The 22,776-nt window shown below is 66.6% G+C and carries 21 protein-coding genes and 1 tRNA gene; 12 read left to right on the plus strand and 10 right to left on the minus strand.

Features of this window, described 5'->3' with window-relative positions:
- Positions 1 to 57 precede the first annotated feature (57 nt).
- From EV656_RS07980 to EV656_RS07995, 4 genes are all read left to right on the plus strand, one after another.
- A tRNA-Gly gene (locus tag EV656_RS07980) sits at positions 58 to 131 on the plus strand.
- A 29-nt stretch (positions 132 to 160) separates the two neighbouring features.
- Positions 161 to 961, plus strand: coding sequence for a sulfotransferase family 2 domain-containing protein (locus tag EV656_RS07985; RefSeq protein WP_132601982.1), 801 nt, complete (start codon positions 161 to 163; stop codon positions 959 to 961).
- Positions 962 to 1,234: 273 nt separating this feature from the next.
- Positions 1,235 to 3,052, plus strand: coding sequence for an extracellular solute-binding protein (locus tag EV656_RS07990; RefSeq protein WP_132601985.1), 1,818 nt, complete (start codon positions 1,235 to 1,237; stop codon positions 3,050 to 3,052).
- Between the two features lie 3 nt (positions 3,053 to 3,055).
- A complete protein-coding gene (locus tag EV656_RS07995; protein ID WP_132601988.1) occupies positions 3,056 to 3,169 on the plus strand; it encodes an entericidin EcnA/B family protein in 114 nt (37 codons plus the stop codon).
- 21 nt (positions 3,170 to 3,190) lie between these two features.
- Here EV656_RS07995 and EV656_RS08000 read toward each other — a convergent pair whose 3' ends face one another.
- Positions 3,191 to 3,769 (minus strand): lytic transglycosylase domain-containing protein, encoded by a 579-nt coding sequence (locus EV656_RS08000; protein ID WP_132601991.1) that lies wholly within the window; start codon positions 3,767 to 3,769, stop codon positions 3,191 to 3,193.
- A 106-nt stretch (positions 3,770 to 3,875) separates the two neighbouring features.
- Positions 3,876 to 5,675 (minus strand): phosphomethylpyrimidine synthase ThiC, encoded by a 1,800-nt coding sequence (gene thiC / locus EV656_RS08005; RefSeq protein WP_132601994.1) that lies wholly within the window; start codon positions 5,673 to 5,675, stop codon positions 3,876 to 3,878.
- Between the two features lie 326 nt (positions 5,676 to 6,001).
- On the opposite strand from thiC, the gene EV656_RS08010 reads away from it, so the two are divergent.
- Entirely contained in the window at positions 6,002 to 7,033 is a 1,032-nt protein-coding gene (locus tag EV656_RS08010) for a hemin-degrading factor (RefSeq protein WP_132601997.1), read from the plus strand.
- A 4-nt stretch (positions 7,034 to 7,037) separates the two neighbouring features.
- Here the strand turns inward: EV656_RS08010 and EV656_RS08015 are convergent, their stop codons facing one another.
- Together EV656_RS08015 and EV656_RS08020 are read right to left on the minus strand one after the other, a co-directional pair.
- Positions 7,038 to 9,338, minus strand: a complete 2,301-nt coding sequence (locus EV656_RS08015) for a Tex family protein (protein ID WP_132602000.1) — start codon at positions 9,336 to 9,338, stop codon at positions 7,038 to 7,040.
- A gap of 93 nt (positions 9,339 to 9,431) precedes the next feature.
- Positions 9,432 to 10,331 carry a UTP--glucose-1-phosphate uridylyltransferase gene (locus EV656_RS08020; protein WP_132602003.1) on the minus strand — a complete coding sequence of 300 codons (900 nt, stop codon included), beginning with the start codon at positions 10,329 to 10,331 and terminating at the stop codon, positions 9,432 to 9,434.
- Between the two features lie 607 nt (positions 10,332 to 10,938).
- Here EV656_RS08020 and EV656_RS08025 point away from each other — a divergent pair.
- The 4 genes from EV656_RS08025 to chrA all read left to right on the plus strand — a co-directional run bounded on the left by EV656_RS08025 (position 10,939) and on the right by chrA (position 15,620).
- The gene (locus EV656_RS08025) at positions 10,939 to 12,063 is read left to right on the plus strand and encodes an NAD(P)H-dependent glycerol-3-phosphate dehydrogenase (RefSeq protein ID WP_132602006.1); all 1,125 of its coding nucleotides are present in this window, start codon (positions 10,939 to 10,941) and stop codon (positions 12,061 to 12,063) included.
- Positions 12,060 to 12,842: an HAD family hydrolase gene (locus tag EV656_RS08030; protein ID WP_132602009.1), complete on the plus strand. Its 783-nt coding sequence runs from the start codon at positions 12,060 to 12,062 to the stop codon at positions 12,840 to 12,842. Before EV656_RS08025 ends, EV656_RS08030 begins: the two co-directional genes overlap by 4 nt.
- 1 nt (position 12,843) lies before the next feature.
- Positions 12,844 to 14,343, plus strand: coding sequence for a glucosylglycerol-phosphate synthase (gene ggpS / locus EV656_RS08035; RefSeq protein WP_132602012.1), 1,500 nt, complete (start codon positions 12,844 to 12,846; stop codon positions 14,341 to 14,343).
- Between the two features lie 86 nt (positions 14,344 to 14,429).
- Positions 14,430 to 15,620, plus strand: coding sequence for a chromate efflux transporter (gene chrA / locus EV656_RS08040; protein ID WP_132602015.1), 1,191 nt, complete (start codon positions 14,430 to 14,432; stop codon positions 15,618 to 15,620).
- 57 nt (positions 15,621 to 15,677) lie between these two features.
- On the opposite strand, the gene EV656_RS08045 is transcribed toward chrA, so the two are convergent.
- A complete protein-coding gene (locus EV656_RS08045; RefSeq protein WP_132602018.1) occupies positions 15,678 to 16,082 on the minus strand; it encodes a cell division protein ZapA in 405 nt (134 codons plus the stop codon).
- Positions 16,075 to 16,563, minus strand: coding sequence for a hypothetical protein (locus EV656_RS08050; RefSeq protein ID WP_132602021.1), 489 nt, complete (start codon positions 16,561 to 16,563; stop codon positions 16,075 to 16,077). Before EV656_RS08050 ends, EV656_RS08045 begins: the two co-directional genes overlap by 8 nt.
- Positions 16,564 to 16,760: 197 nt before the next feature.
- On the opposite strand from EV656_RS08050, the gene EV656_RS16525 reads away from it, so the two are divergent.
- A complete protein-coding gene (locus tag EV656_RS16525; RefSeq protein ID WP_165918965.1) occupies positions 16,761 to 16,904 on the plus strand; it encodes a hypothetical protein in 144 nt (47 codons plus the stop codon).
- Here EV656_RS16525 and coaD read toward each other — a convergent pair.
- Both coaD and EV656_RS08060 read right to left on the minus strand, forming a co-directional pair.
- A complete protein-coding gene (coaD, locus tag EV656_RS08055) occupies positions 16,901 to 17,404 on the minus strand; it encodes a pantetheine-phosphate adenylyltransferase (protein ID WP_132602024.1) in 504 nt (167 codons plus the stop codon). The genes EV656_RS16525 and coaD overlap by 4 nt on opposite strands.
- Before the next feature lie 79 nt (positions 17,405 to 17,483).
- Positions 17,484 to 18,371, minus strand: a complete 888-nt coding sequence (locus EV656_RS08060; RefSeq protein ID WP_132602027.1) for a LysR family transcriptional regulator — start codon at positions 18,369 to 18,371, stop codon at positions 17,484 to 17,486.
- A gap of 119 nt (positions 18,372 to 18,490) precedes the next feature.
- On the opposite strand from EV656_RS08060, the gene EV656_RS08065 reads away from it, so the two are divergent.
- Complete coding sequence (locus tag EV656_RS08065; protein WP_132602030.1) at positions 18,491 to 19,990, plus strand: CoA-acylating methylmalonate-semialdehyde dehydrogenase; 1,500 nt, start codon at positions 18,491 to 18,493, stop codon at positions 19,988 to 19,990.
- Between the two features lie 161 nt (positions 19,991 to 20,151).
- Positions 20,152 to 20,622, plus strand: coding sequence for a lytic transglycosylase domain-containing protein (locus EV656_RS08070; protein ID WP_132602033.1), 471 nt, complete (start codon positions 20,152 to 20,154; stop codon positions 20,620 to 20,622).
- Here the strand turns inward: EV656_RS08070 and EV656_RS08075 are convergent.
- Positions 20,619 to 21,086, minus strand: a complete 468-nt coding sequence (locus tag EV656_RS08075) for a DNA polymerase III subunit chi (RefSeq protein WP_132602036.1) — start codon at positions 21,084 to 21,086, stop codon at positions 20,619 to 20,621. The genes EV656_RS08070 and EV656_RS08075 overlap by 4 nt on opposite strands.
- Positions 21,087 to 21,212: 126 nt before the next feature.
- The gene (locus EV656_RS08080) at positions 21,213 to 22,682 is read right to left on the minus strand and encodes a leucyl aminopeptidase (RefSeq protein WP_132602039.1); all 1,470 of its coding nucleotides are present in this window, start codon (positions 22,680 to 22,682) and stop codon (positions 21,213 to 21,215) included.
- Between the last annotated feature and the right edge of the window lie 94 nt (positions 22,683 to 22,776).

A 22,776-nucleotide genomic window follows, 5' to 3' on the forward strand; every position in this document is an offset into this window, starting at 1 on the left:
GACCGGGGTTCCGGGCTTGACGACGCCGCGGTCTTTGTCTAACTCACACCGACCCGGGCGGGTGTAGCTCAATGGTAGAGCAGGAGCTTCCCAAGCTTAAGACGAGGGTTCGATTCCCTTCACCCGCTCCAACTTCCCCCATTTCCGAAGGATCGGCGCCATGGGCGAGAAACGCGTTTATCTCAATCCGCTCAGCGCCCGCACGCCCCTGAACCGGGCGTTGGCCCCGTTCTTTCCCCGCTATCGGTCGCTGTTGCAGCTGGAGGCCTATCCCGAACACCTGCGCGGCCCCTTGCGCAACATCGTGATGAGTACGGACAGCAAGATCCTGTTCCTGCGCAACCTGAAATGCGCCTGCACCTCGGTCTCGCAACTGCTGTATTACTATTCCGAGGGCGCGTTTTACCAACGCTCCATCCACCGGGCGACGCGGGGCGTTTATCTGGCGCGTTATCATTGGGAAAAGATCGAGCCGGTCTATACCGCGCATTCCGGCTTTCTGTTCACGCTGACCCGCGATCCCGAGGCGCGCGCCTGGTCAGGCTTTACCAACTTCTTCGTCGATGACAAGAACATCGCCCGGCACAACCACACCCGCCCGATGCGCGATCATGGCTACGATCCGGCCAGGGGCGACAGCTATAATTTCGACGTGTTCCTGGACTACGTCGCCCACACGCTGGAAATCGACCCGTTGCAGACCAGCGCGCATTTCCGCCCGCAGGTCTATAACATCGCCTATGGCGATATCGATTACGACTATATCGGCAAGGTCGAGACACTCTCCGCCGATTTGCGCACGATCTTTGCCCGCGCGGGCGCCGATGGTTTCCCGCCCGAGGATCTGCTGGAACAGCGGTTCAATCGGTCCGAGGCCCCCCGCGCGCCCCTGACCCCCGCCCAGCAACGCCGCGTGCGCGAAATCTTTGCCCGCGACTACGAGGCGTTCGGCTACGCTTGAGCGCACGCAGCCCTCGGCACGGGTGCCCATCTGCGCGCCAGCGATCCTGCACGGCATGCGATTTGCAACTGCGGAAGATGTCAAAAAAAAACGCCCGCACAAGGCGGGCGTTAAGTCATTGAGGCAGGTTTCATACAGGCAAGAAACCTATCGAGCAGTGCCTTAGTTATACGCAATCCGGCCGGGCGATCCAAGCTAAAAGTTTGAAAAAGCAAGACGCTGCCCCTAGGCTCTCACCCAAGAAAACAAGGGGCCAGCAGGATTGTTGCCGAAATGATGCCGGATTTTTTCAAACCGCTCCGCGCTTGGGCGGTGCTGATTGCGTTGCTCTTGGTGCCGGGATTCGCCGCCGCATCGCCGCAACACGGGATTGCCATGTATGGGGCCCCGGCCCTGCCACAAGATTTCGTGGCCCTCCCATATGTGAACCCGGACGCGCCCAAGGGCGGCCGCATCGTTCTGGGCGAGGCCGGGGGCTATGACAGCCTGAACCCCTTCATCCTGAAAGGCAGCGCGCCCTGGGGCCTGCGCCTGCACGCCTATGAAAGCTTGATGGGCCGATCCTGGGACGAACCCTTCACCCTGTATGGCCTTTTGGCCGAATCGGTGGAAACCGGACCCGACCGCGACTGGGTCGAATTCACCCTGCGCGAAGAGGCCCGGTTCTGGGACGGCAGCCCCGTCACCGTGCAGGACGTTCTGTGGTCGTTCGAGATACTGGGCACCCAGGGCCACCCGCGCTATCGCAACGCCTGGGCCAAGATCGCCACCGCAAAGGCCACAGGCCCGCGCAGCGTGCGGTTTACCTTCAACACGCCGGACCGGGAATTGCCCCTGATCCTGGGCCTGCGCCCGGTTCTGAAAAAGGCGCAATGGGACGGTCGCGCCTTTGACGAAAGCGGGATGGAGGCGCCCATCGGCACCGGCCCCTATGTCATCGCCGAGGCCGTGCCGGGCCGCCTGCTGTCGCTGCGCCGCGATCCCGATTACTGGGGCTGGCACCTGCCGCTGAACCGCGGGCAGCACAATTTCAATGAAATCCGGTACGAGTATTTCGGCGATGGCGATGTGGTGTTCGAGGCCTTCCGCGGGGGCGCGATCGATGTCTACCGCGAGGGCAACGCCGCGAAATGGGAAACCACCTATGATTTCCCCGCCGTGCGTGACGGACAGATCGTCAAGGCAGAGATCCCGCACCAGCGCCCATCGGGGATTTCGGGCCTGGTGATGAACACCCGCCGCCCGATCTTTGCCGATTGGCGCGTGCGCGATGCGATGCTGCACGCCTTCAACTTCGAGTTCATCAACGCCACGCTGAACGGCGCCAGCCAGCCGCGCATCGCCTCCTACTTCTCCAACTCGGTTCTGGGGATGCGCCCCGGCCCCGCCGAGGGGCGCGTGCGCGACCTGCTGGCGCCTTTCGCGGACAGCCTGCTGCCCGGCGCGCTGGAAGGATACGCCCTGCCATCCTCGGACGGGCGGTCATCGAACCGGCGCAACCTGCGCAGGGCCTTTGCGCAGCTTCAGGCCGCTGGATGGACCGTGGCCGATGACGGGGTGCTGCGCGACGCCCAGGGCACCCCCTTCACATTCGAAATCCTGCTACGTCAGGGGGCGACCGAAACCCAACAGATCGTGGACATCTTCGCCGAGCATCTGAAACGGCTGGGCATCGGCGTGCGCATCACCGCCGTGGACAGCGCGCAATATACCGAACGCACGGATGCCTACGATTTCGATATGACCTTCTATTCCCGCGCACTGTCGCTGTCGCCGGGCAACGAACAACGCCTGTATTGGGGCCGCGAGGGCGTAAGCACGCCGGGCACGCGCAACTGGATGGGCATGGACAGCCCCGCCGCCGAGGCGATGATCGACGCCATGCTGACCGCGGACAGCCACGAGGATTTCGTCGCCGCCACACGGGCTCTGGACCGGGTGTTGACCACCGGGCGCTATGTCATCCCGATCTGGTACGCGCCTGCCTCGCGGCTTGCCCACCGGGCGTGGCTGCGCTACCCGGACACCATCCCCGCCTATGGGGACTGGATGGGATTCCTGCCGGATATCTGGTGGTCCGAAAAGGAGTAGGCGATGGCCCGGATCGTGCTGTTGACCCTTGTGCTGACGCTGGCAGGCTGCGCCACGGTCGAGGGGCTGGGCGAGGACATTTCCGCCGGCGCCCGCAAGACCCGCGCCATCCTGTAACCGCGCGCGGGGCGGACTGGCCTAGCTGCCCAGGATCGCGGTTACGTAATTGCGGGTTTCCTTGTAGGGCGGCACGCCGTCGTGGCGGGCCACGGCCTCTGGCCCCGCGTTATAGGCGGCCAGCGCCAGCCGCCAGGACCGAAAACGTTCGTACTGCCGACGCAGGTACCGCGCCCCCCCATCCAGATTCTGTCGGGGATCCTCGGGATCGACGCCCAGGCGGCGCGCGGTGTCAGGCATCAACTGCGCCAGACCGATCGCCCCCTTGTGCGATACCGCCTTGGGGTTCCAGCCCGATTCCTGCTGGACCAGCCGCAGGAACAAATCCTCGGGCACGTTGTGGCGCCGCGCGGCGGCGCGGGCGACGGCCAGGTATTCGCCCCGATACTTGCCCGCATAGGGTAGCACGCGGCCGGGCGTGATGACCGGCGCCGGTTGCAGGCGGACCGAGTTCGAATATTGCTGCGCGGCACGGCTATCCAGCACCCGAAGCTGGCTGGCAAACAACGCGGCACGCGATTTCGACGAAACCGAGGTATCGGCAAGGGCCGGTCCCGCGGCGAGGGCGGCAAGGGCCAAGGCTGCGCTCCAGCGTTTCAAGGATCACCCCCCGTGTCTTGCGCAATTGCGGAACAATACCGGAAAAACCGCCCCGGGACCAGTCCGGCCCCAGGGCGGCGGGCACCTTTCCGCCAGCCCGCGCGACTCAGCCCTCGGTGCTGCTCTCCTCCACCGGCAGGTAAAGCGCGCCGGCCTCGCGGAACCTGCCGGCCATCTCGGCCATGCCCTGGTCCAGCGCGGCATCGCGGATGTCCTGACTGATCTTCATCGAACAGAATTTCGGTCCGCACATGGAACAGAAATGGGCCACCTTATGGGCCTGTTTCGGCAGGGTTTCATCGTGAAAGGTCCGCGCCGTATCGGGGTCCAGCGACAGGTTGAACTGATCCTCCCAGCGGAACTCGAACCGGGCGCGGCTGAGCGCGTCATCGCGGGCGCGGGCACCGGGATGCCCCTTGGCCAGGTCGGCGGCGTGGGCGGCAATCTTGTAGGTGATGACGCCTGTTTTCACATCGTCCCGGTCGGGCAGGCCCAGATGTTCCTTGGGCGTGACATAGCACAGCATCGCCGTGCCGAACCACCCGATCATCGCTGCCCCGATGGCGCTGGTGATGTGGTCGTACCCCGGCGCGATGTCCGTGGTCAGCGGACCGAGGGTATAGAAAGGCGCCTCGCCACACAGGGCCAACTGCTTGTCCACGTTTTCCTTGATCTTGTGCATCGGCACATGGCCCGGCCCCTCGATCATCACCTGCACGTCATGGGTCCAGGCGATTTGCGTCAGTTCGCCCAGGGTTTCCAACTCGGCAAACTGCGCCGCGTCGTTGGCATCGGCGATGGACCCGGGGCGCAGCCCGTCGCCCAGCGACAGGCTGATGTCATAGGCCGCGCAGATTTCGCAGATCTCGGCAAAATGCGTGTAAAGAAAGCTTTCCCGGTGATGCGCCAGGCACCACTTGGCCATGATCGAGCCGCCCCGGCTGACGATACCCGTAACGCGATCCGCCGTCAGGGGCACATGATGCAGGCGCAGCCCGGCATGGATGGTGAAATAGTCCACCCCCTGTTCGGCCTGTTCGATCAGGGTGTCGCGGAACAGATCCCATGTCAGATCCTCGGGCACGCCGCCGACCTTTTCCAGCGCCTGATACAGCGGCACCGTGCCCACCGGCACCGGCGCGTTGCGCAGGATCCATTCGCGGGTGTTGTGGATGTTGCGCCCGGTGGACAGGTCCATCACCGTGTCCGCGCCCCAGCGGATGGCCCAGACCAGTTTGTCCACCTCTTCCTGCATGGACGAGGTCACAGCCGAGGTGCCCATATTGGCATTGATCTTGGTCAGGAAGTTGCGGCCGATCACCATCGGCTCAAGCTCGGGGTGGTTGATGTTGGCGGGCAGGATGGCGCGACCGGCGGCGATTTCGTCGCGGACGAATTCAGGCGTCACCCGGTCGGGGATCGCCGCGCCGAAATCCTGACCATCGCGGATGCCAACTGCATCGCGGCCCTGGTTTTCGCGGATCGCGGCGAACTCCATCTCTGCCGTCACGATCCCCCGCCGTGCATAGGCCATCTGCGTGACCGCGGCCCCGGTTGCGCGGCGGGGCTGGCAGCGACCGGGAAACTCTGGCACCAGCGCCGCCCCCTCGACAAAACCGTTATCGGCGGGCGCGGTCGGCCGACCCTCGTATGCGTCGGTATCGTCCCGCGCTGCGATCCACGCCCCGCGGATATCGGGCAGGCCGCAGGAAATGTCGATCGCCACATCGGGGTCGGTATAGGGCCCCGAGGCATCGTAGACGATCAACGGCGGTTCCTTGGCACTGGGGTCCAGGTCGATCTGGCGCATCGGCACGCGGATATCGGGGAAAAGCGTGCCAGGAATGTAGACCTTGGCAGAGGCGGGCAGCGCACCGGTGGTCAGCGCTTTGGGGTGGTCCGTCATTGGGTTCTCCTCAAGCTTGCACTCAAAAAGACCCGTTGCGGCATGAGGCAGGAAAGGCGGCACGCGTGCCAGCGGGCGGTGTTTGCGCCCATGGTCTTCCTACGCCAGCATCAACTGGGTCAGGTTCGAAGGGTCGCTTCACCGCATGTCGCCATGCCGTCAGCCTCTCAGTCCCCTTGGCGAGACTCCCCTGACATGGCGCCAGCAAACCAGCCCGCGGCGCCGGGGTCAAGCATGCGGCGCCGGGCGGGCTTGCATTCGGGCCGCCGCCCGATAGATGCTGCCGCCGCCGTCCGTCCCAGCCCACAGGCCCGAAAGGAGTTGCAATGCAAGACGCCAGCGCCCTGACGCCCGACCGGATCCGCGAAATCCGCCAGCAGAAATCCACGATGCGCAGCCGCGACCTGGCGGACTCCCTGGGTATTGCAGAGGCCATGGTGGTCGCCGCCGAAATCGGCCACGGCGTCACCCAGATCGACGCCACCCCGGACGCGCTGATGCCGCTGATCCCCGCGATGGGCGAGGTCATGGCCCTGACCCGCAACGAAAACGCGGTGATCGAAAAGACCGGCCCCGTCACCGGCTATACCCCCGACACCGCGACCGTGCAGGGCCAAGGGTTCGAGTTGCGCCTGACGCCGCGCCACTGGATCCACGGGTTCGCCGTGGAAGAGCAGAAGGGCAAGCATCTGCGCCGTTCGATCCAGGTCTATGACGCGGCGGGGGACGCGGTGCACAAGATCTATATCGGCGAGGACGCGACCGACGCAGACTGGGCCGGGCTGGTGGACAGCCTGCGGACCGAGGATCAGGGCCGCGTCCTGCCGCTGACCCCACGCCACCCCGTCGCGCCGCCCCACGCCGACCCCGACCAGCGCGAGGCGCTGCGCGCCGCGTGGGACAGGCTGGGGGGGCGCAGCACGTTCCAGGGCATGCTGCAGGACCTGGGCATGAGCCGCCTTGCCGCCTATCGCGCGGCGGGGGCGCCCCATGCGCGCCCACTGTCCACCGATTGTATCGGGACGCTGCTGGACGGGCTGGCCGACCGCGCCCTGCCCTTTACCCTGCTGGTCGGCAATCCGGGCTGCACCGAAATCCACACAGGCCCCGCCGAAACGATCAAGCCCACCGGTCCGTGGCAGAACATCCTGGACCCCGCCTTCAACCTGCACCTGCGCGCCGATCGGGTGGCGGAACTGTGGGCGGTGACCAAGCCCGGCCAGCACGGCCCCGCCCTGTCGGTCGAGGCCTTCGACGCCGGGGGCGAGCTGATCGCGCAATTCTTCGGCCTGCGTGGGGGCGGCGCGGAAAACGCCGCCCAGTGGGCCGATTTGGTCGACAGCCTGCCCGCGGCGTAAGCCCCTAACGCTTACCCTTCATCGCGGCCTGCAACGCGGCACCAATCGCGCCATTGCCCTGGGGGCCGGCTTTCGGCGCCGGTTTGCCCTTGCCGCGCCCGCCCTTGGGACCACTGCTTGGGGGCCGTGGGCCACCGCCGCCCTGCTTGCGCATGGACAGGCCGATGCGCTTGCGGGGAATGTCGACCTCGACCACCCGCACCTTTACGACATCGCCGGCCTTGACCACCTCATGCGGGTCTTTCACGAAACGGTCGGCCAGCTGGCTGACATGCACCAGCCCGTCCTGATGCACCCCGATATCGACGAAGGCCCCGAAGGCCGCGACATTGGTTACCGTGCCCTCCAGCATCATGCCGGGCTTCAGATCCTTGATGTCCTCTACCCCCTCGGCAAAGCTGGCGGTGCGGAATTCCGGGCGCGGATCGCGGCCGGGTTTTTCCAGTTCCGCCAGGATGTCGCGCACAGTCGGCAGGCCGAAACTGTCATCGACGAAATCCTCGGCGCGCAGCCCCTTCAGCGCGGTGCCGTCGCCCATGATCGCCCGCAGGTCGCGCCCGCAGGCAGCCACGATCTTGCGCGCCAGGCCATAGGCCTCGGGGTGGACGGCAGAGGCGTCCAGCGGCTCGGCGCCGTCGCGAATGCGCAGGAAACCGGCCGCCTGTTCGAAGGCCTTGGGGCCAAGGCCGGGCACCTTCAGCAGCGTCTTGCGCGAGGGGAAGGCCCCATTCGCATCGCGGTAATCCACGACCGCCTGGGCCAGGCGCGGCCCCAGCCCCGCAACATGGGACAGCAGCGGCGCCGAGGCGGTGTTCAGATCCACACCGACCGCGTTCACCGCATCCTCGACAACCGCCTCCAGCGTCCTGGCCAGACGGCGCTGGTCAACGTCGTGCTGATACTGGCCAACACCGATGGATTTCGGCTCGATCTTGACCAGTTCGGCCAGCGGGTCCTGCAACCGCCGCGCGATGGACACCGCGCCCCGCAGGGACACGTCCAGATCGGGAAATTCCCGCGCAGCCAGTTCGGACGCCGAATAGACCGAGGCCCCGGCCTCGGACACCACGACCTTGGTCGGTTTAGGCATGTCGCCGGGCAGCAGGCGCAGGATGTCCCCCACCAGCCGCTCGGTTTCGCGGCTGGCGGTGCCGTTGCCGATGGCGATCAGGTCCACACCGTGGCGGCGGATCATCTCGATCACCTTGACCTCTGTCCCGCGCAGATCGTTCCTGGGCTGAAAGGGATAAAGCGTCGCCGTTTCCAGCAGCTTGCCGGTGCCATCCACCACAGCCGCCTTGACCCCGGTGCGAATGCCAGGGTCCAGCCCCAGGGTCGGGCGCGCGCCGGCCGGGGCGGCCAGCAGCAGGTCGCGCAGGTTGCGGGCAAAGACGGCAATCGCCTCTTCATGGGCGCGGCGGCGCAATTCCCCCAGCAGGTCCATGTACATCGCCAGGCTGAGCTTGATACGCCAGGTCCAGGCGGCGGCCTCGCGCAGCCAGGTATCGCCCGGCGCGTCGCCCGCGATCCCGATCTGCGCGGCGATCATGTTCACCGCGCGCGGGGCGCCGGTTTCCGAGTCGGGCGCGATTTCGATTGTCACGACCTCTTCCTTCGAGGCCCGCAGGATCGCCAGCGCCCGGTGGGCGGGCATGTCGGCCCATTTTTCGCGGTGATCGAAGTAATCTGAAAACTTGGCGCCCGCCTCTTCCTTGCCGGGCACGACACGGGCGGAAACGAAGGCCTCGGCCCGCATGAAATCGCGCAGACGACCCAACAGATCGGCGCTTTCGGCCAGTTCCTCGGCCAGGATGTCGCGGGCGCCGATCAGGGCCGTTTTCACATCCGGCACCGCCTCTGACAGATAGGCTGCGGCCAGTGTTTCGGGGTTGGCTGCACGGTCGTCCATGATTGCGCGCAGCAAGGGGTCCAGCCCGTTTTCGCAGGCGATCATCGCCTTGGTGCGGCGCTTGGGCTTGAAGGGCAGGTAGATATCTTCCAGCGCGGCCTTGGTCTCGGCCCCGGAAATCGCGCGGGCCAAATCGTCGGTCAGCTTGCCCTGCTCATCGATGGACTTTAGGATCGCGGCGCGCCGCGCCTCCATCTCGCGCAGATAGGCCAGGCGGTCGGCCAGCAGGCGCAACTGGGTGTCGTCCAGCCCGCCTGTCACCTCCTTGCGGTAGCGGGCGACGAAGGGCACGGTCGCGCCCCCGTCCAGCAATTCCACCGCCGCTGTGACCTGTTGGGGGCGGGCGCCGATATCGGTGGCGATTGTCCGGGCGATACGGGGTTCGGCAGTGGTCACGGGCAACTCCTCGGCGATGTGGGAGCGCCTTGATAGCCGATGCCCCCGAACCCGCCAAGCCAGCCGTGACCTTTCAGACCGGCGCCGGGCCGATCATTCCGCCGCGACCTGCAGGGCGATGCCCGCCCGATGGGACGCGATCACATCCGACAGGTCCGGGTGCCGGCTGGCCATCGCCAGCGTCGCCTCCAGCATGCCCTGCTTGGACCCACAGTCGAACCGCCGCCCAGAGAAGTTGAACCCGGCCAGCCCCAGCCGCGCTGCATCGCGTGCGATGGCGTCGGTCAACTGGATTTCACCGCCCGCGCCCGGCGTCTGGCTGGCCAGCGTGTCGAAGATTGCCCCATCCAGAACATAGCGTCCGACCACCGCGTTCATCGAGGGCGCATCTTCGGGCGCAGGTTTTTCGACCATACCGCGCGCGTGGATCAGGGGCCCCGTCTGCGAAATCGGATCAAGGACGCCATAGCGCGACACGGTTTCCGGCGTGACCTCCATCGTGGCGACCATGTGGCCCGCGGAACTGGCCGCGTAGGCGTCAATCATCTCGCTCAGGCAGCCGGGTTCGGACAGGATCAGGTCGTCGGGCAGGATCACCGCCACCGGGCCGGGCAGCACATGGGACCGCGCGCGCAGCACCGCATGGCCCAGCCCCAGCGGTTCATGCTGCATGACGAATTCCACCTCGTGTTCGTCCTCGTCCAGCGCGGCGGCGTGCAGGTTCTGGGCAATCTCGCTTTTTCCGCGGGCATGCAGGGTCGCGATCAGGTCGTGATCTGCGCGCACATGGCGTTCGATCGCGGATTTCGACGGGTGGCTGACGAAGACCATACGCTCGACCCCGGCGTCGCGCGCCTCGTCTATGGCGAACTGGATCAGCGGGGTGTCGATGACCGGCAACAGCTCTTTCGGGGTGGCCTTGGTCGCGGGCAGGAAACGGGTTCCCAACCCGGCCACGGGAAAGATCGCAGTGCGCACTGTGTCGGTCGTCATCTTGGTCTCCTCGGGGTTGGCTTTGCGGCGGCAGCACCGCAATACGCTTTGTTTCCCTAAATAAATACGCTTTGTTTCCCTAAATAATTGCTGCCATGCAGCGAAGCGGTCAAGCGCCACGCCAAGCGGCCAACGCACGGGCACCGGCACGTTTTAAAGCCTTCCAGGATTTGGGGTGAACCTGATGGCCCTCCACAGCTCACAACCATATCCACTTGATATACATTTATTTTACAAGATCCCCACCCACGGCCCGCCACCCAAATGACAGTACAAAGCCCCAGGCCACACAGGCCGATTGCTCAGAAAGGTGGCGACAGCCTCACCCACGGGCTTGCCCAAGAATTAAGCAGTCGGTATATTTCCTACGCTTACTGAAGGAAAAAGGCTCGAAAACGGCACCACCACAATGCTGCACGGCGGCAGCGCCTTGAAACGAAGGCCCGGCCGCGTAGCTTGTAACATGTAAGGCCGCGCACCCTTGGATCCGGGCGAAACGACCAGGGATCGGTTGCGCGGCGAAAGACCGGGGCGCGCCCGTATGTGCCCTGGGCGACCGCATCGCCCCAAGGCGGTCGAAAGCTCTAGATCGGCAGACCCTAACCGGATGAGAGACAACATCGCATCAGACCCGTCATCAGCCCCCTACCGCCGCATCGCGGTGCTTGGCGCGGGATCCTGGGGAACCGCGCTGGCCGCGGTCCTTGCCCGTAACGGCCAATCCGTCGCCCTGTGGGCACGGCGGCCCGAACTTGCCGAACAGATCAACACGACCGGCCAGAACCCCGATTACCTGCCCGGCATCGCCCTGCCCGACGGTATCACCGCAACCGCCAACCTGGCCCGCGCGCTGAGTGGGGCAGAGGCGGTGTTGATGGTCACCCCCTCTGCCACGCTACGCCAGATGTGCCGCAACGCGGCGCCGCACCTGCCCGACGGCATCCCCATTGCGCTGTGCGCCAAGGGGATCGAGCGGGGCAGCGGCCTGCTGCTGTCCGAGGTCGTCGCGCAAGAGTTGCCGGGCCACCCGGTCGGCGCGATCTCGGGGCCGACCTTCGCGCGCGAAACCGCTTTGGGGCATCCCACCGCCGCGACTGTGGCCTTCCCCTTTGCCTATGCCGACCGGCTGGCACCCCTGGCCAGCCCGGCCGCACGGCTGGCCATGTCGCTGGGCGGCGGCGGGTTCCGCCCTTATGTCTCGGACGATCTGGTCGGGGTAGAGGTCGGCGGCGCGATCAAGAACGTGATTGCCATTGCGTGCGGGATGATGTCTGGCGCGGGCTTTGCCGAAAACACCCGTGCCGCCCTGATCGCCCGCGGCATGGACGAGATGAAGGCCCTGGCCGAGGCATTGGGCGGCAAACGCGAAACCGTCACCGGCCTGTCCGGCGCAGGCGACCTGACGCTGACCTGTTCTTCGGCAACCTCGCGCAACATGTCGCTGGGCATGCAGCTGGGCCAGGGTCTGCCGCGCGCGGTCTGTTTCGATGGCAGCCCCGTGGTGGTGGAGGGCGAGGTAAACGCCGCCTCGGTCATCGACCTGGCGCGCCGGATCGGCGTTGCCATGCCGATCTGTGAAACCGTGCACGCCATCCTGCACGAGGGCGCCGACCTGGAGCGCAGCTTTTCCGACCTGTGGACGCGCCCGATCGAGGCCGAGCCGCGCGCGCTGGACCTGATGCTGGACCATCCCTCGCCGACCGATCCCCTGCCCTTCGGAGAACCCGCATGACCATTGCACAAACCCTGACCCCGCCGCTGTCGGCCCGCCGCTTCGTGCTGGCCACCGATCTGGACGGCACCTTCTTGGGCGGATCGGAATCCGACCGGCGCACGCTTTATGACTGGATCGAGGCCAACCGCGTCAGCGTCGGGCTGATCTTCGTCACCGGCCGCGACCCTGCGTTCATCATGGAAATGTGCGCAGAGCGCGGGCTGCCCTGGCCCGATTACGTCGTGGGCGACGTGGGGACCACCATCGCCGAGGTGGTGCCGCGCCGCGCGATCAACCCCATCCCCGCGCTGGAGGCTGACATCGCCAACCGATGGGGCGACAAGGGCGCGGAGGTGCGCGAAACGCTGGACGGGCACCCCGGCCTGACCCTGCAACCCACCGCGTTCCGCCACCGGGTCAGCTTCGATCTGGACCCGGCTGCCTATTGCCCCAGTGCCGAGGACAAGATCGCAGGCCTGGGCCTGGACTGGCTGATTTCGGACAACCGGTTTTTCGACGTGTTGCCCAAGGGTGTCTCCAAGGGGCCGTCGCTGCGGCGGCTGGTAGAGCATCTGGGCATCCCCGAACATCGCGTGCTGGCTGCTGGCGACACGCTGAACGACCTGTCCATGCTGGAATGCGGGTTGAATGCGGTGGCCGTCGGCAATTCCGAACCCGCGCTGCTGGATCGCGTGCGCGAACTGGACCATCTGCACACCGCCCGCGCCCACGGCGCCGGCGGTATCCTGGAGGCCATCGCCGCCTTCGCCCTTCACGACACCCCGCAAGGAGCCTGAAATGCCCTCGAACCTGGTCATCGTCTATCACCGCCAACCCTATGAGGAGGTGGAAGTCGATGGGAAAACCGTCTTTCGCGAGAACAAGAGCCCCAACGGCATCGTGCCCACGCTGAAAAGCTTCTTCGGGCGGTTCGAAAGCGGCGCCTGGGTCGCCTGGAAACAGGCCGAGGATACCTCTAACCCCGATTTCGACCGGGTGGTCGAGATCGAGGACGCCTATGGCAAATACACCGTGTCGCGCCTGCCGCTGACCGCCGAACAGGTCAAAAGCTTCTACCACGTTACCTCGAAAGAGGCGTTCTGGCCAATCCTGCATTCCTTCAAGGAACGCTATAACTACGACCCGGTCGATTGGCCCACCTTCCGCGAGGTGAACTGGGCCTTTGCCGAGGCCGCCGCCGCCGAGGCGGCAGAGGGCGCCGTGGTCTGGGTGCATGACTACAACCTGTGGCTGGTGCCGGGCTATCTGCGCACCATGCGCCCCGACCTGAAGATCAGCTTTTTCCACCACACGCCGTTTCCGTCGGCCGACATGTTCAATGTGCTGCCCTGGCGCAAGGAAATCGTCGAAAGCCTGCTGGCCTGCGACGTGGTCGGCTTTCACATCCCGCGCTATGCGGCAAACTTCGTGTCCGTTGCGCGCAGCCTGTGCGATGTCGATGTCACCCGCCGCGAAAAGGTAGACCCCGAATTCGCGGCCGAGGTCACGGCGCTGTCCGAACGCAGCGTGCCGACCGAACTGGTGCATGACGGGCGCGTCGTGGCGGTGCAGGCCTCGCCGGTGGGGGTGGATGCCGAGTATATCGACCGCGTCGCCCGCCTGCCCGAAACCGAGGATCGGCTGACCGATATTCGCGCCGATCTGGGCGGGGGCAAGCTGATCCTGTCGGTCGGGCGCACCGACTATACCAAGGGCGGGATCGAACAGTTGCTGAGTTTCGAACGCCTGCTGGAAACCCGCCCCGATCTGCGGGGCAAGGTGCGGCTGATGCATGTGTCCGTGCCCGCCAACCGCAACATGACCGTCTACGAGAATATCCAGAGCGACCTTGAGCAGATGGCCGGGCGCATCAACGGCCGTTTCGGTACGCTGGACTGGCAGCCTATCGCGCTGATTTCCCGCGCGATCCCGTTCACCGAACTGGTGGCCTATTACCGCGCGGCGGATGTCGCCTGGATCACGCCACTGGCCGACGGGATGAACCTGGTGGCCAAGGAATTCTGCGCTGCCCGCGTCGATGGCGACGGGATGCTGGTGTTGTCGGAATTCGCGGGCGCCGCCGTGGAAATGGGGTCGGCCCTGCTGACCAACCCGTTTTCGCACCGTTCCATGGACAGCGCGATTTCACAAGCGCTGGAGATGGCCGAGGACGAACGCCGCGACCGCATGGCGGCGCTGCATGACATCGTGCACCGCCACGATATCCGCTTCTGGGCAGAGGACCAGATGCGCGCCCTGCTGCCCGGCACGTCGCCCGCCCCCTCGGCGGCGGCCTGAGGGCGCACGGCCCCGAATTTCGGGGCTGGGCACCGCCCGGCGATGCGCTACCCTGTTCGCGGGCGTCAAGGCGACGGGCGGATGCAATGAGCAACGACACCGAACACAGGCCGGCAGAGGTGTTTGCCGTCTTTCTGCGGCTGGGGCTGACCTCTTTCGGCGGGCCCATCGCGCATCTGGGCTATTTCCGGGACGAATTCGTGACCCGGCGGCGCTGGCTGTCGGACGCGGCCTATGCGGATCTGGTCGCGTTGTGCCAATTCCTGCCCGGCCCGGCGTCCAGCCAGGTGGGGTTTGCCCTGGGGTTGATGCGCGCGGGATGGCGCGGGGCGCTGGCGGCCTTTGCCGGGTTCACCCTGCCCTCTGCCCTGTTGTTACTGGCCTTTGCTCTGGGGGCGGATGCGATCGACGGCCCGCTGGGCACCGGCGCGCTGGCGGGGCTGAAGATCGTGGCCGTGGCCATCGTCGCGCAGGCGGTTCTGGGCATGTCGCGCAGCCTGTGCCCGGACCGCCCGCGCGCGGCCATCGCCCTGGGCGCGGTGGCGGTTCTGGCCTTTGTGCCGGGGGCCGCCGGCATGATCGGGGCCATCGTTCTGGGCGCGCTGGCAGGGCTGGTGCTGGGCGGCGAGGGCCGGTCCCTCGGCGGCCCGGTGGCCCCCGGCGTGACCCGGCGACAGGCCGGGCTGGCGCTTGCGGCCTTTTTCGGGCTGCTGATCCTGCTGCCGCTGGTGGCGGGCTGGGCGCAGGGATTGGCCGTGATCGACGGGTTCTACCGCGCGGGGGCGCTGGTCTTTGGTGGCGGGCATGTGGTGCTGCCGCTGTTGCAGGCCGGGGTTGTCGCGCCCGGCTGGGTGTCCGAGGCCGATTTCCTGACCGGCTACGGCGCGGCACAGGCGGTACCCGGCCCGCTGTTCACTTTCGCCGCCTACCTGGGCGCGATGCTGGACCCGGCCCCCAGCGGCATCACGGGCGCGGCGCTGGCACTGGGGGCGGTGTTCCTGCCCGGCTTTCTGGTTTTGGTGGGCGTTCTGCCGTTCTGGGACAGGTTCCGGGCGATGGGCCGGGCGCAGGCCCTGATGCGCGGGGCGAATGCGGCGGTCGTCGGCATCCTGGGTGCCGCGCTTTACGACCCGGTCTTTACAACGGCCATTGGGGACATGCGGGATTTCGCGCTGGCGCTGGCCTGTTTCCTGGCCCTGACCCTGTGGAAGGCCCCGGCACTGGCCGTCGTCGCCCTGGGCGCAGCGGGCGGCGCGGGGTTGGCGCTGCTGGGCTGACCCCGTTCAGGGGCCGCCAAACCACGCCATTCTTATGGTCCCCTTTGCGGACAGCGCTCAGGCGCCGGTTTCGCCCAGCTTGTCGTCGACCCGGGCGGCCAGCGCCTCGCTGCGGGCGGCCAGTTCGGCCAGGCTGTCGCTGACCGATTGCGGGATCACGGGAATTTCCACCCGCTCGGGCGGGGGCGGCGGGGCGGCCGCCATTTCAGCCAGTTCGGCCTCGGTCTCGGCCAGCTTGGCCTCTGCCGCGGCCAGCCGCTCTTCCATAGAGGCGGTGCGATCGGCCAGCATCAGACCGGCCATCAGCAGCATGCGCGCCTCGGGCAGTCGTCCGATCTGCGACACCAGCGAGGAGGCCTCTGCATCCAGCGCGCGCGCGGCGGCCTGCAGATAGGCCTCTTCGCCCTCCTTGCAGGCCACCTCAAAGCTGCGCCCGCCGATCTCGATCTCGACATTAGGCATTGCCGTCCTCCTTTGCGGCCATGGGCGCCAGATCGGCGATGATCGCCTCCAGCTCGGCCCGGTCACCCGCGCGCAGGGTGGCCAGCGCCTCCAGCTCGGCCTTCATTGCGGTATCGATGGCGCCGGCATCGGCCAGGCCCTCGGCGTTGGCCGCGCGCAGGGCGGCAGACGTTTCCCGAAGGCGGGCGTTGACGGCGCGCAGCCGGGCAATCTGGTTCTCGGCCTCGGCCAGGCGCAGCCGGGCCTCCTCTGCGCGTTCTTCCAGCCGCGCAACCTGAACCTCTTGCCGTTCGCGGATCGCCTTGACCCGTTCGTTGAGCTGCGCATTGGCGGTGCGCTCGGCCTCCAGCGCCTCGCGCAGGGCGGCATGTTCGTCCGCGTCCGGACGGTCGGGATTGATCCGTTCCAACCCGTCCAGCCCTGTGCCGATGCGTTCCAGCGCGGCGGCAATCCGCCGCTCCAGTTCGGTGATGTCGCTCATCGCTGCCTGTTCCCCGGCCTGCTTGTCCCGCGCCCCGTCCCACCCGTGACACGAATCGGGCCGGCGGGGCGTTCGCCCAAGTTTATCGCAAGCCCCCACCGAATGCGCCCCCCTTTGCCGTCAATGGCTTACCCGGCGGCTTTCCGTCAGGGCATCAAGCTGCTATCCCGCCCTGGCCGGTCCTCAAGGGGATAACGATGACCAACACGATTTCCGCCGCGCTGTTCGGCCTGATCGTTCTGGCGGTTCTGGGGGACATCACCCTGAACGACCATGACGGCGTGCTGTTCCTGGCACGCAAGCTGACCGATCTGATCGATTACCTGGCCTTCTGGCGTTAGCCGGTCGGGCGGCCGAATTTCGCAAGCAGGCGGTCGCGCACCGGCGGTGTCACAAAGCTGGACACATCACCGCCCAGCCGGGCGATTTCCTTGACCAGCTTGGACGCGATCGCCTGGCGCCGCGCATCGGCCATCAGGAACACCGTTTCCACGCTGGAATCCAGCGCCCGGTTCATGCCGACCATCTGGAATTCGTACTCGAAATCCGCCACCGCGCGCAGGCCCCGCACGATCATCGTGGCCCCCACATCTCGCGCGCAGTCGATCAACAGATTCTCGAACGGATGGGCGATGATCTCTGTCCCGGTGCGCGCGCTGAGGGCGGCACATTCGGTCTCGATCATCTCGACACGCTCTTCCAGATCAAAGAGCGGGCCCTTGTCCCGGTTGATGGCCACGCCGATGACCAGGCGATCCACCAGCGCGCAGGCCCGCGTGATGATATCTATATGGCCCAGTGTCACCGGGTCGAACGTGCCGGGGTAAAGACCGATGCGCATGGGCCCCTCCTGCGGTGGTTTTCACGCACGCAACTATATTGCGCGCGGTTTTGCAAGTGCAGCATTTCCCCGCGCCCGCTCAGAGCGCCTCTAGCCGGGCCAGTTCGGCGCGCACGCCCTCGGCCAGCAACCCGGCAAAACGGGACAGCCGGGCATTGCGCCGGTCGTCGCCATGGCGCACCAGATAAAAGCTGCGCCGTAACGCCAGCCGGTCCGGCAACACCTTGACCAGGCCCGGCGCAAAGGGCATCGCGAAATCGTGGACGATCCCCAGCCCGGCCCCCGTGCGCAGCCAGTTCAGTTGCACCACCACAGAGTTCGAGGCCAGCGTCACCCGCGCGGCGCCGACCTCGGAGAGATAGTCCAACTCGCTGTCGAAGATCAGGTCGGGGATATAGCCCACGATGCGGTGCCCCGCGACATCCGCCAGTTCGCGGATCGGCGGGTGCTGTTGCAGGTAGCTGCGGGTCGCGGCCAGGTGCAGGTGGTAATCGGTGATCTTCTGCACGGTCAGGCGCCCGGTCTTGGGGGGACTGACGGCGATGGCCATGTCGGCCTCGCGCCGGGACAGGTTGAAGACGCGCGGTTGCGCGACGATCTGAACCTCCAGCCCCGGATTGGCATCGCATAGCGCGGCCGTGACCTGCGGCAGCAGGAAATTGGCCACCCCGTCCGGTGCCCCCACGCGGACAGAGCCGGTCAATTGCCCCTCTTGTTCGCGCAATTCCTCGGCCCCTTCCTGCAGGGCCTGCTCGGCATGGATCGCACGGGCCATCAGACGCTCGCCCGCCTCGCTCAGCCCATATCCACGGGGCGAGCGGACGAACAGCGCCGTGCCCAGGGTTTCCTCAAGCCGGGCGATGCGGCGGCCCAGGGTGGCCGGGTCTAGCCGCAGCGCCTTGCCCGCGCCGGTCAGGCTTTCGGCCCGTGCCACGGCCAGGAACAGGCGGATATCGTCCCAGTTCATTCCAGCGCATCCTTGCATTATTGCAAAACGTTTTTGGAAAACTGCCGCTTTCGCGTTGAATTTTGCAAGCCTATCCTCACGTCCAACAGCCATATGGCGAAAAAGAGCGGGAGGACGCGATGAAGGAACTGGGCCATTTCATCAACGGGCAGCAGGTGGCCGGCCAGTCGGGCCGCTTTGCCGATGTGATGAACCCCGCGCTTGGCGAGGTGCAGGCAAAGGTGGCCCTGGCCTCCAAGGCAGAGCTGGACGCCGCCGTTGCGGCCGCCGCCCAAGCACAACCCGCGTGGGGGGCCACCAACCCGCAGCGCCGCGCCCGCGTTATGATGGAATTCGTGCGGCTTCTGCATCGCGACATGGACAAACTGGCAGAGGCGCTGTCCTCGGAACATGGCAAGACCCTGCCCGACGCCAAGGGCGATGTGCAGCGCGGGCTGGAGGTGATCGAATTCTGCATCGGCGCGCCGCATCTGCTGAAGGGCGAGTTCACCGACAGCGCCGGCCCCGGCATCGACATGTATTCCATGCGCCAGCCCCTGGGCGTGGTGGCGGGCATCACGCCCTTCAACTTTCCCGCCATGATCCCGCTGTGGAAGATGGGCCCGGCGCTGGCCTGCGGAAACGCCTTTATCCTGAAACCCAGTGAACGCGACCCCTCCGTCCCCCTGATGCTGGCCGAGTTGATGACAGAGGCCGGGCTGCCCGATGGCGTGCTGCAGGTCGTCAACGGCGACAAGGAGTCGGTGGACGCCATCCTGGACAACCCGACCATCCAGGCGATCGGCTTCGTCGGCTCCACCCCCATCGCGGAATACATCTACGGGCGCGGCTGTTCCAACGGCAAGCGGGTGCAGTGTTTCGGCGGCGCCAAGAACCACATGATCGTCATGCCCGATGCCGACATGGACCAGGCCGCCGACGCGCTTGTGGGCGCGGGGTATGGCGCGGCGGGCGAACGCTGCATGGCAATTTCGGTGGCCGTGCCCGTGGGGGATGAAACCGCCGACCGCCTGATCGAAAAGCTGGTGCCCCGCATCGAAAAGCTGAAGGTCGGCCCCTATACTGCCGGTGCGGACGTGGATTACGGGCCGCTGGTGACCGCCCAGGCGAAAGAGCGGGTGCTGGGCCTGATAGACACGGGCGTCGAACAGGGGGCCGATCTGGTCGTGGATGGCCGCAACTTTGCCCTGCAAGGCTATGAGTCGGGCTATTTCATCGGGCCGTCCCTGTTCGACAAGGTGACCCCCGACATGGAGATCTACAAACAAGAGATCTTCGGCCCGGTCCTGTCCACCGTGCGCGCCCAGACCTACGAAGAGGCCATCGGCTATGCCATGGACCACGAATACGGCAACGGCACCGCGATCTTTACTCGCGACGGCGACACCGCCCGCGATTTCGCCGCGCGCATCAACGTGGGCATGGTGGGCATCAACGTGCCGATCCCGGTTCCGCTGGCCTATCACACCTTCGGCGGGTGGAAGAAATCGGGCTTTGGCGATCTAAACCAGCATGGCCCCGATGCCTTTCGCTTTTACACGCGGACCAAGACAGTGACCTCGCGCTGGCCCTCGGGCCTGAAAGAGGGCGGCGAGTTCCACTTCAAGCAGATGGACTAAGTATCCGTCTGCACCTCCAGGGAGGAGGAGACCCCGCGGGCCGCAAGGTCCGCGGGGTTTGCATTTGTGCTGCTGTCGCATCGGCGGTGCCCCGCCGGGCCGTTTGGCAAGTGGGCCCGGGTGGCGTATGCGATGGGGATCAGCCGAAAGGATCCGTCGCCATGCCCACCCTGCCCCGCCGTGCCGCCCTGGCCCTGATCGCCGCCGCCCCGCTGGCCGCCTGCGGATCTGGCCGAAAACGCAAATCGGCCAAGGTACCTGCAACGCTCTACCCGGGTGAAACGCCGGAAATGCGGCGGCTGGTGCGCAAATACGCCAAGCGCCACGGTATCCCCGAAAGCCTGCTGCACAAGGTCATCCAACGCGAAAGCGACTATAACCCGGCGGCGCGCAATGGGCCCTATTACGGGCTGATGCAGATCCTGCCACAGACCGCACGGACCATGGGCTATCGCGGCGAACCCGCAGGTCTGCTGGATGCGGAAACCAACCTGGAATATGCGGGGAAATACCTGCGCGGGGCCTGGATCGTTTCCGACGGGGACGAGGACGCGGCGGTCATGTGGTATGCGCGCGGCTATTACTACGAGGCCAAGCGCCTGGGCCTGCTAAAGGAAACCGGCCTGCGCTAGCCCTGCGGCGCGGCGCTTTCGGCCTTCTTCTCCCAGCGGCCCGACTCCTCGGACCAGTATTGCGCGGGTACCCCGGCCCCGGTCAGCGCGCGCCACTGGCCGCGGGCATGGTCCACCGCCGCCGGGTCGTTGCCATCGAACAGGATGCAGACCCGTTCCAGCGCCTCGGCCTCTGCCGCGGCAACCTCGGCCCCGTCCACGGCCATCAGGCAGGCGGCACGGTTCGGCATTTCCGGCGCGGTTGTCAGCAGGACCGGCTGATCCGCGTCGAACCCGCCCCCGGCCCGACCGTGGGGCAAGAACCCGTCGCCCATCCACAGGCGTTCATCCAGCCAGTCCAGCCGCCCGGCATCGGTGCCGCGCACCGCCACGCGCCAGCCCGCCGCCAGGGATTTTTCCAGCAGCATCGGCAATGTCGCCTCCAGCGGGCGGCGGGTCAGGTGATAGAACAGCGCGTTGCCCATTCGACTCTCTGTCTGTGGGGTATCGGCCAGGGTGTTGTAACACAGGGGGCTGTTGCGCAATCAAGTAACACGCGACAAGGGCCACGCCTGCCCTTCGCAGGCAGGGCGCGGCCCTTCGCGCGCCGCCTACCCCTCGAACCGATCCGCCACCAGCCGGTTCAGCGCCAGCACACCCCAGCCGGTCGCACCCTTGGGCGCCAGCATCGTATCCTCGCCAACCCGCGCCACGCCCGCGATATCCAGGTGGATCCAGGGGCAGCCGTCCTTGACGAAGCGTTGCAGGAACTGCGCCGCGGTGATCGAGCCCGCAGCACGCCCGCCCACGTTCTTCATGTCGGCATATTGCGATTTCAGCTGCCGGTCGTAGGCCTCGCCCAAGGGCATGCGCCAGGCGCCCTCGGCCTCGGCCCCGGCGGCCTTGAGGAAGGCATCGCACAGCGCGTCGTCGTTGGAAAACACGCCCGCATGGTGATGCCCCAGCCCGATGATGATCGCCCCGGTCAGGGTCGCCAGGTCGATCACGCCCGCAGGCTGGAACCGATCTTGCGCGTACCACAGCACATCGCACAGGACCAAGCGGCCCTCGGCATCGGTGTTGATGACCTCGACCGTGTCGCCCTTCATCGTGCGCACGACATCGCCGGGTCGTTGGGCGCGCCCGTCGGGCATGTTTTCCACCAGCCCGACCAGGCCCACGACATTGGCCTTGGCCTTGCGCAGGGCCAGCGTGCGCATCACGCCCGCCACGACACCCGCACCGCCCATATCCATGGTCATCTCTTCCATGCCGGCCGCCGGCTTGATCGAGATGCCGCCGGTGTCGAACACCACGCCCTTGCCGACCAGCGCCAGCGGGGCCTGGTCGGCGTCACCGCCGCGCCACTGCATCACCACCACCTTGGAGGGGCTTTCGGACCCCTGCCCCACCGCCAGCAGCGCGCGCATGCCCAGCTTTTCCAGATCGGCCTCTTCCAGGATCTCGACCTCCAGCCCCAGTTCCTGCATCGCGGCCAGGCGTGCGGCGAAATCGTCGGTCGTCAGGATGTTGGCCGGTTCGTTGACCAGATCCCGGGTAAAGAACACCCCCTCGGCCAGCGCGGCCATCGGCCCGGCCTTGGCGGCGACCTCCTCGGGTTTGGTCGCCATCACCTTGACCGCACCGGGCACCGTCGGTTCGGCGGTCTTGTGGGCGTCGAACCCGTAGGCGCGCAGGGCAAGGCCGAACGCCACGTCGCTGGCCCGCGGATTGGACCCGGCCAGCACCAGCATGCCCGCCGTGTCCAACAGCCGCGCCAGCGCGGCCCCGGCCTTGCGGGCCTCCTCGACCGTGGGGCGGCGATCCAGCCGAACCACGTCAACCGCCTGGGCCGCCATGTGGGCGGGAAAGGCCAGCGTCGCGGCCTCGCCCGGCTTCAGCTTGGAAAACGTGTCGCTTTCGATGAAACGGGCCAGCGCACCGCGCATCAGGCGGTTCACGCGCCGGCCGGCGGGGTCCAGCTTGCCCTCGGCATCGACAAAGACGGCGACGCGGCCGGCTGCCTCCTCGATCGCATCTAGGTCGGTCTCGGCGAAGGTGATCCCGATAGGGGTGGTCATGGCGGTCTCCGTGATCTGGGGTGTCTCATCCTACCTAGTCCCCCGCCCCGCCCTTGACCAGATAGCAGTTTTCGCCCCGTACCGATTGGTCTAG

Source organism: Rhodovulum adriaticum, assembly GCF_004345735.1.
Taxonomy (GTDB): Bacteria; Pseudomonadota; Alphaproteobacteria; order Rhodobacterales; family Rhodobacteraceae; genus Rhodovulum; species Rhodovulum adriaticum.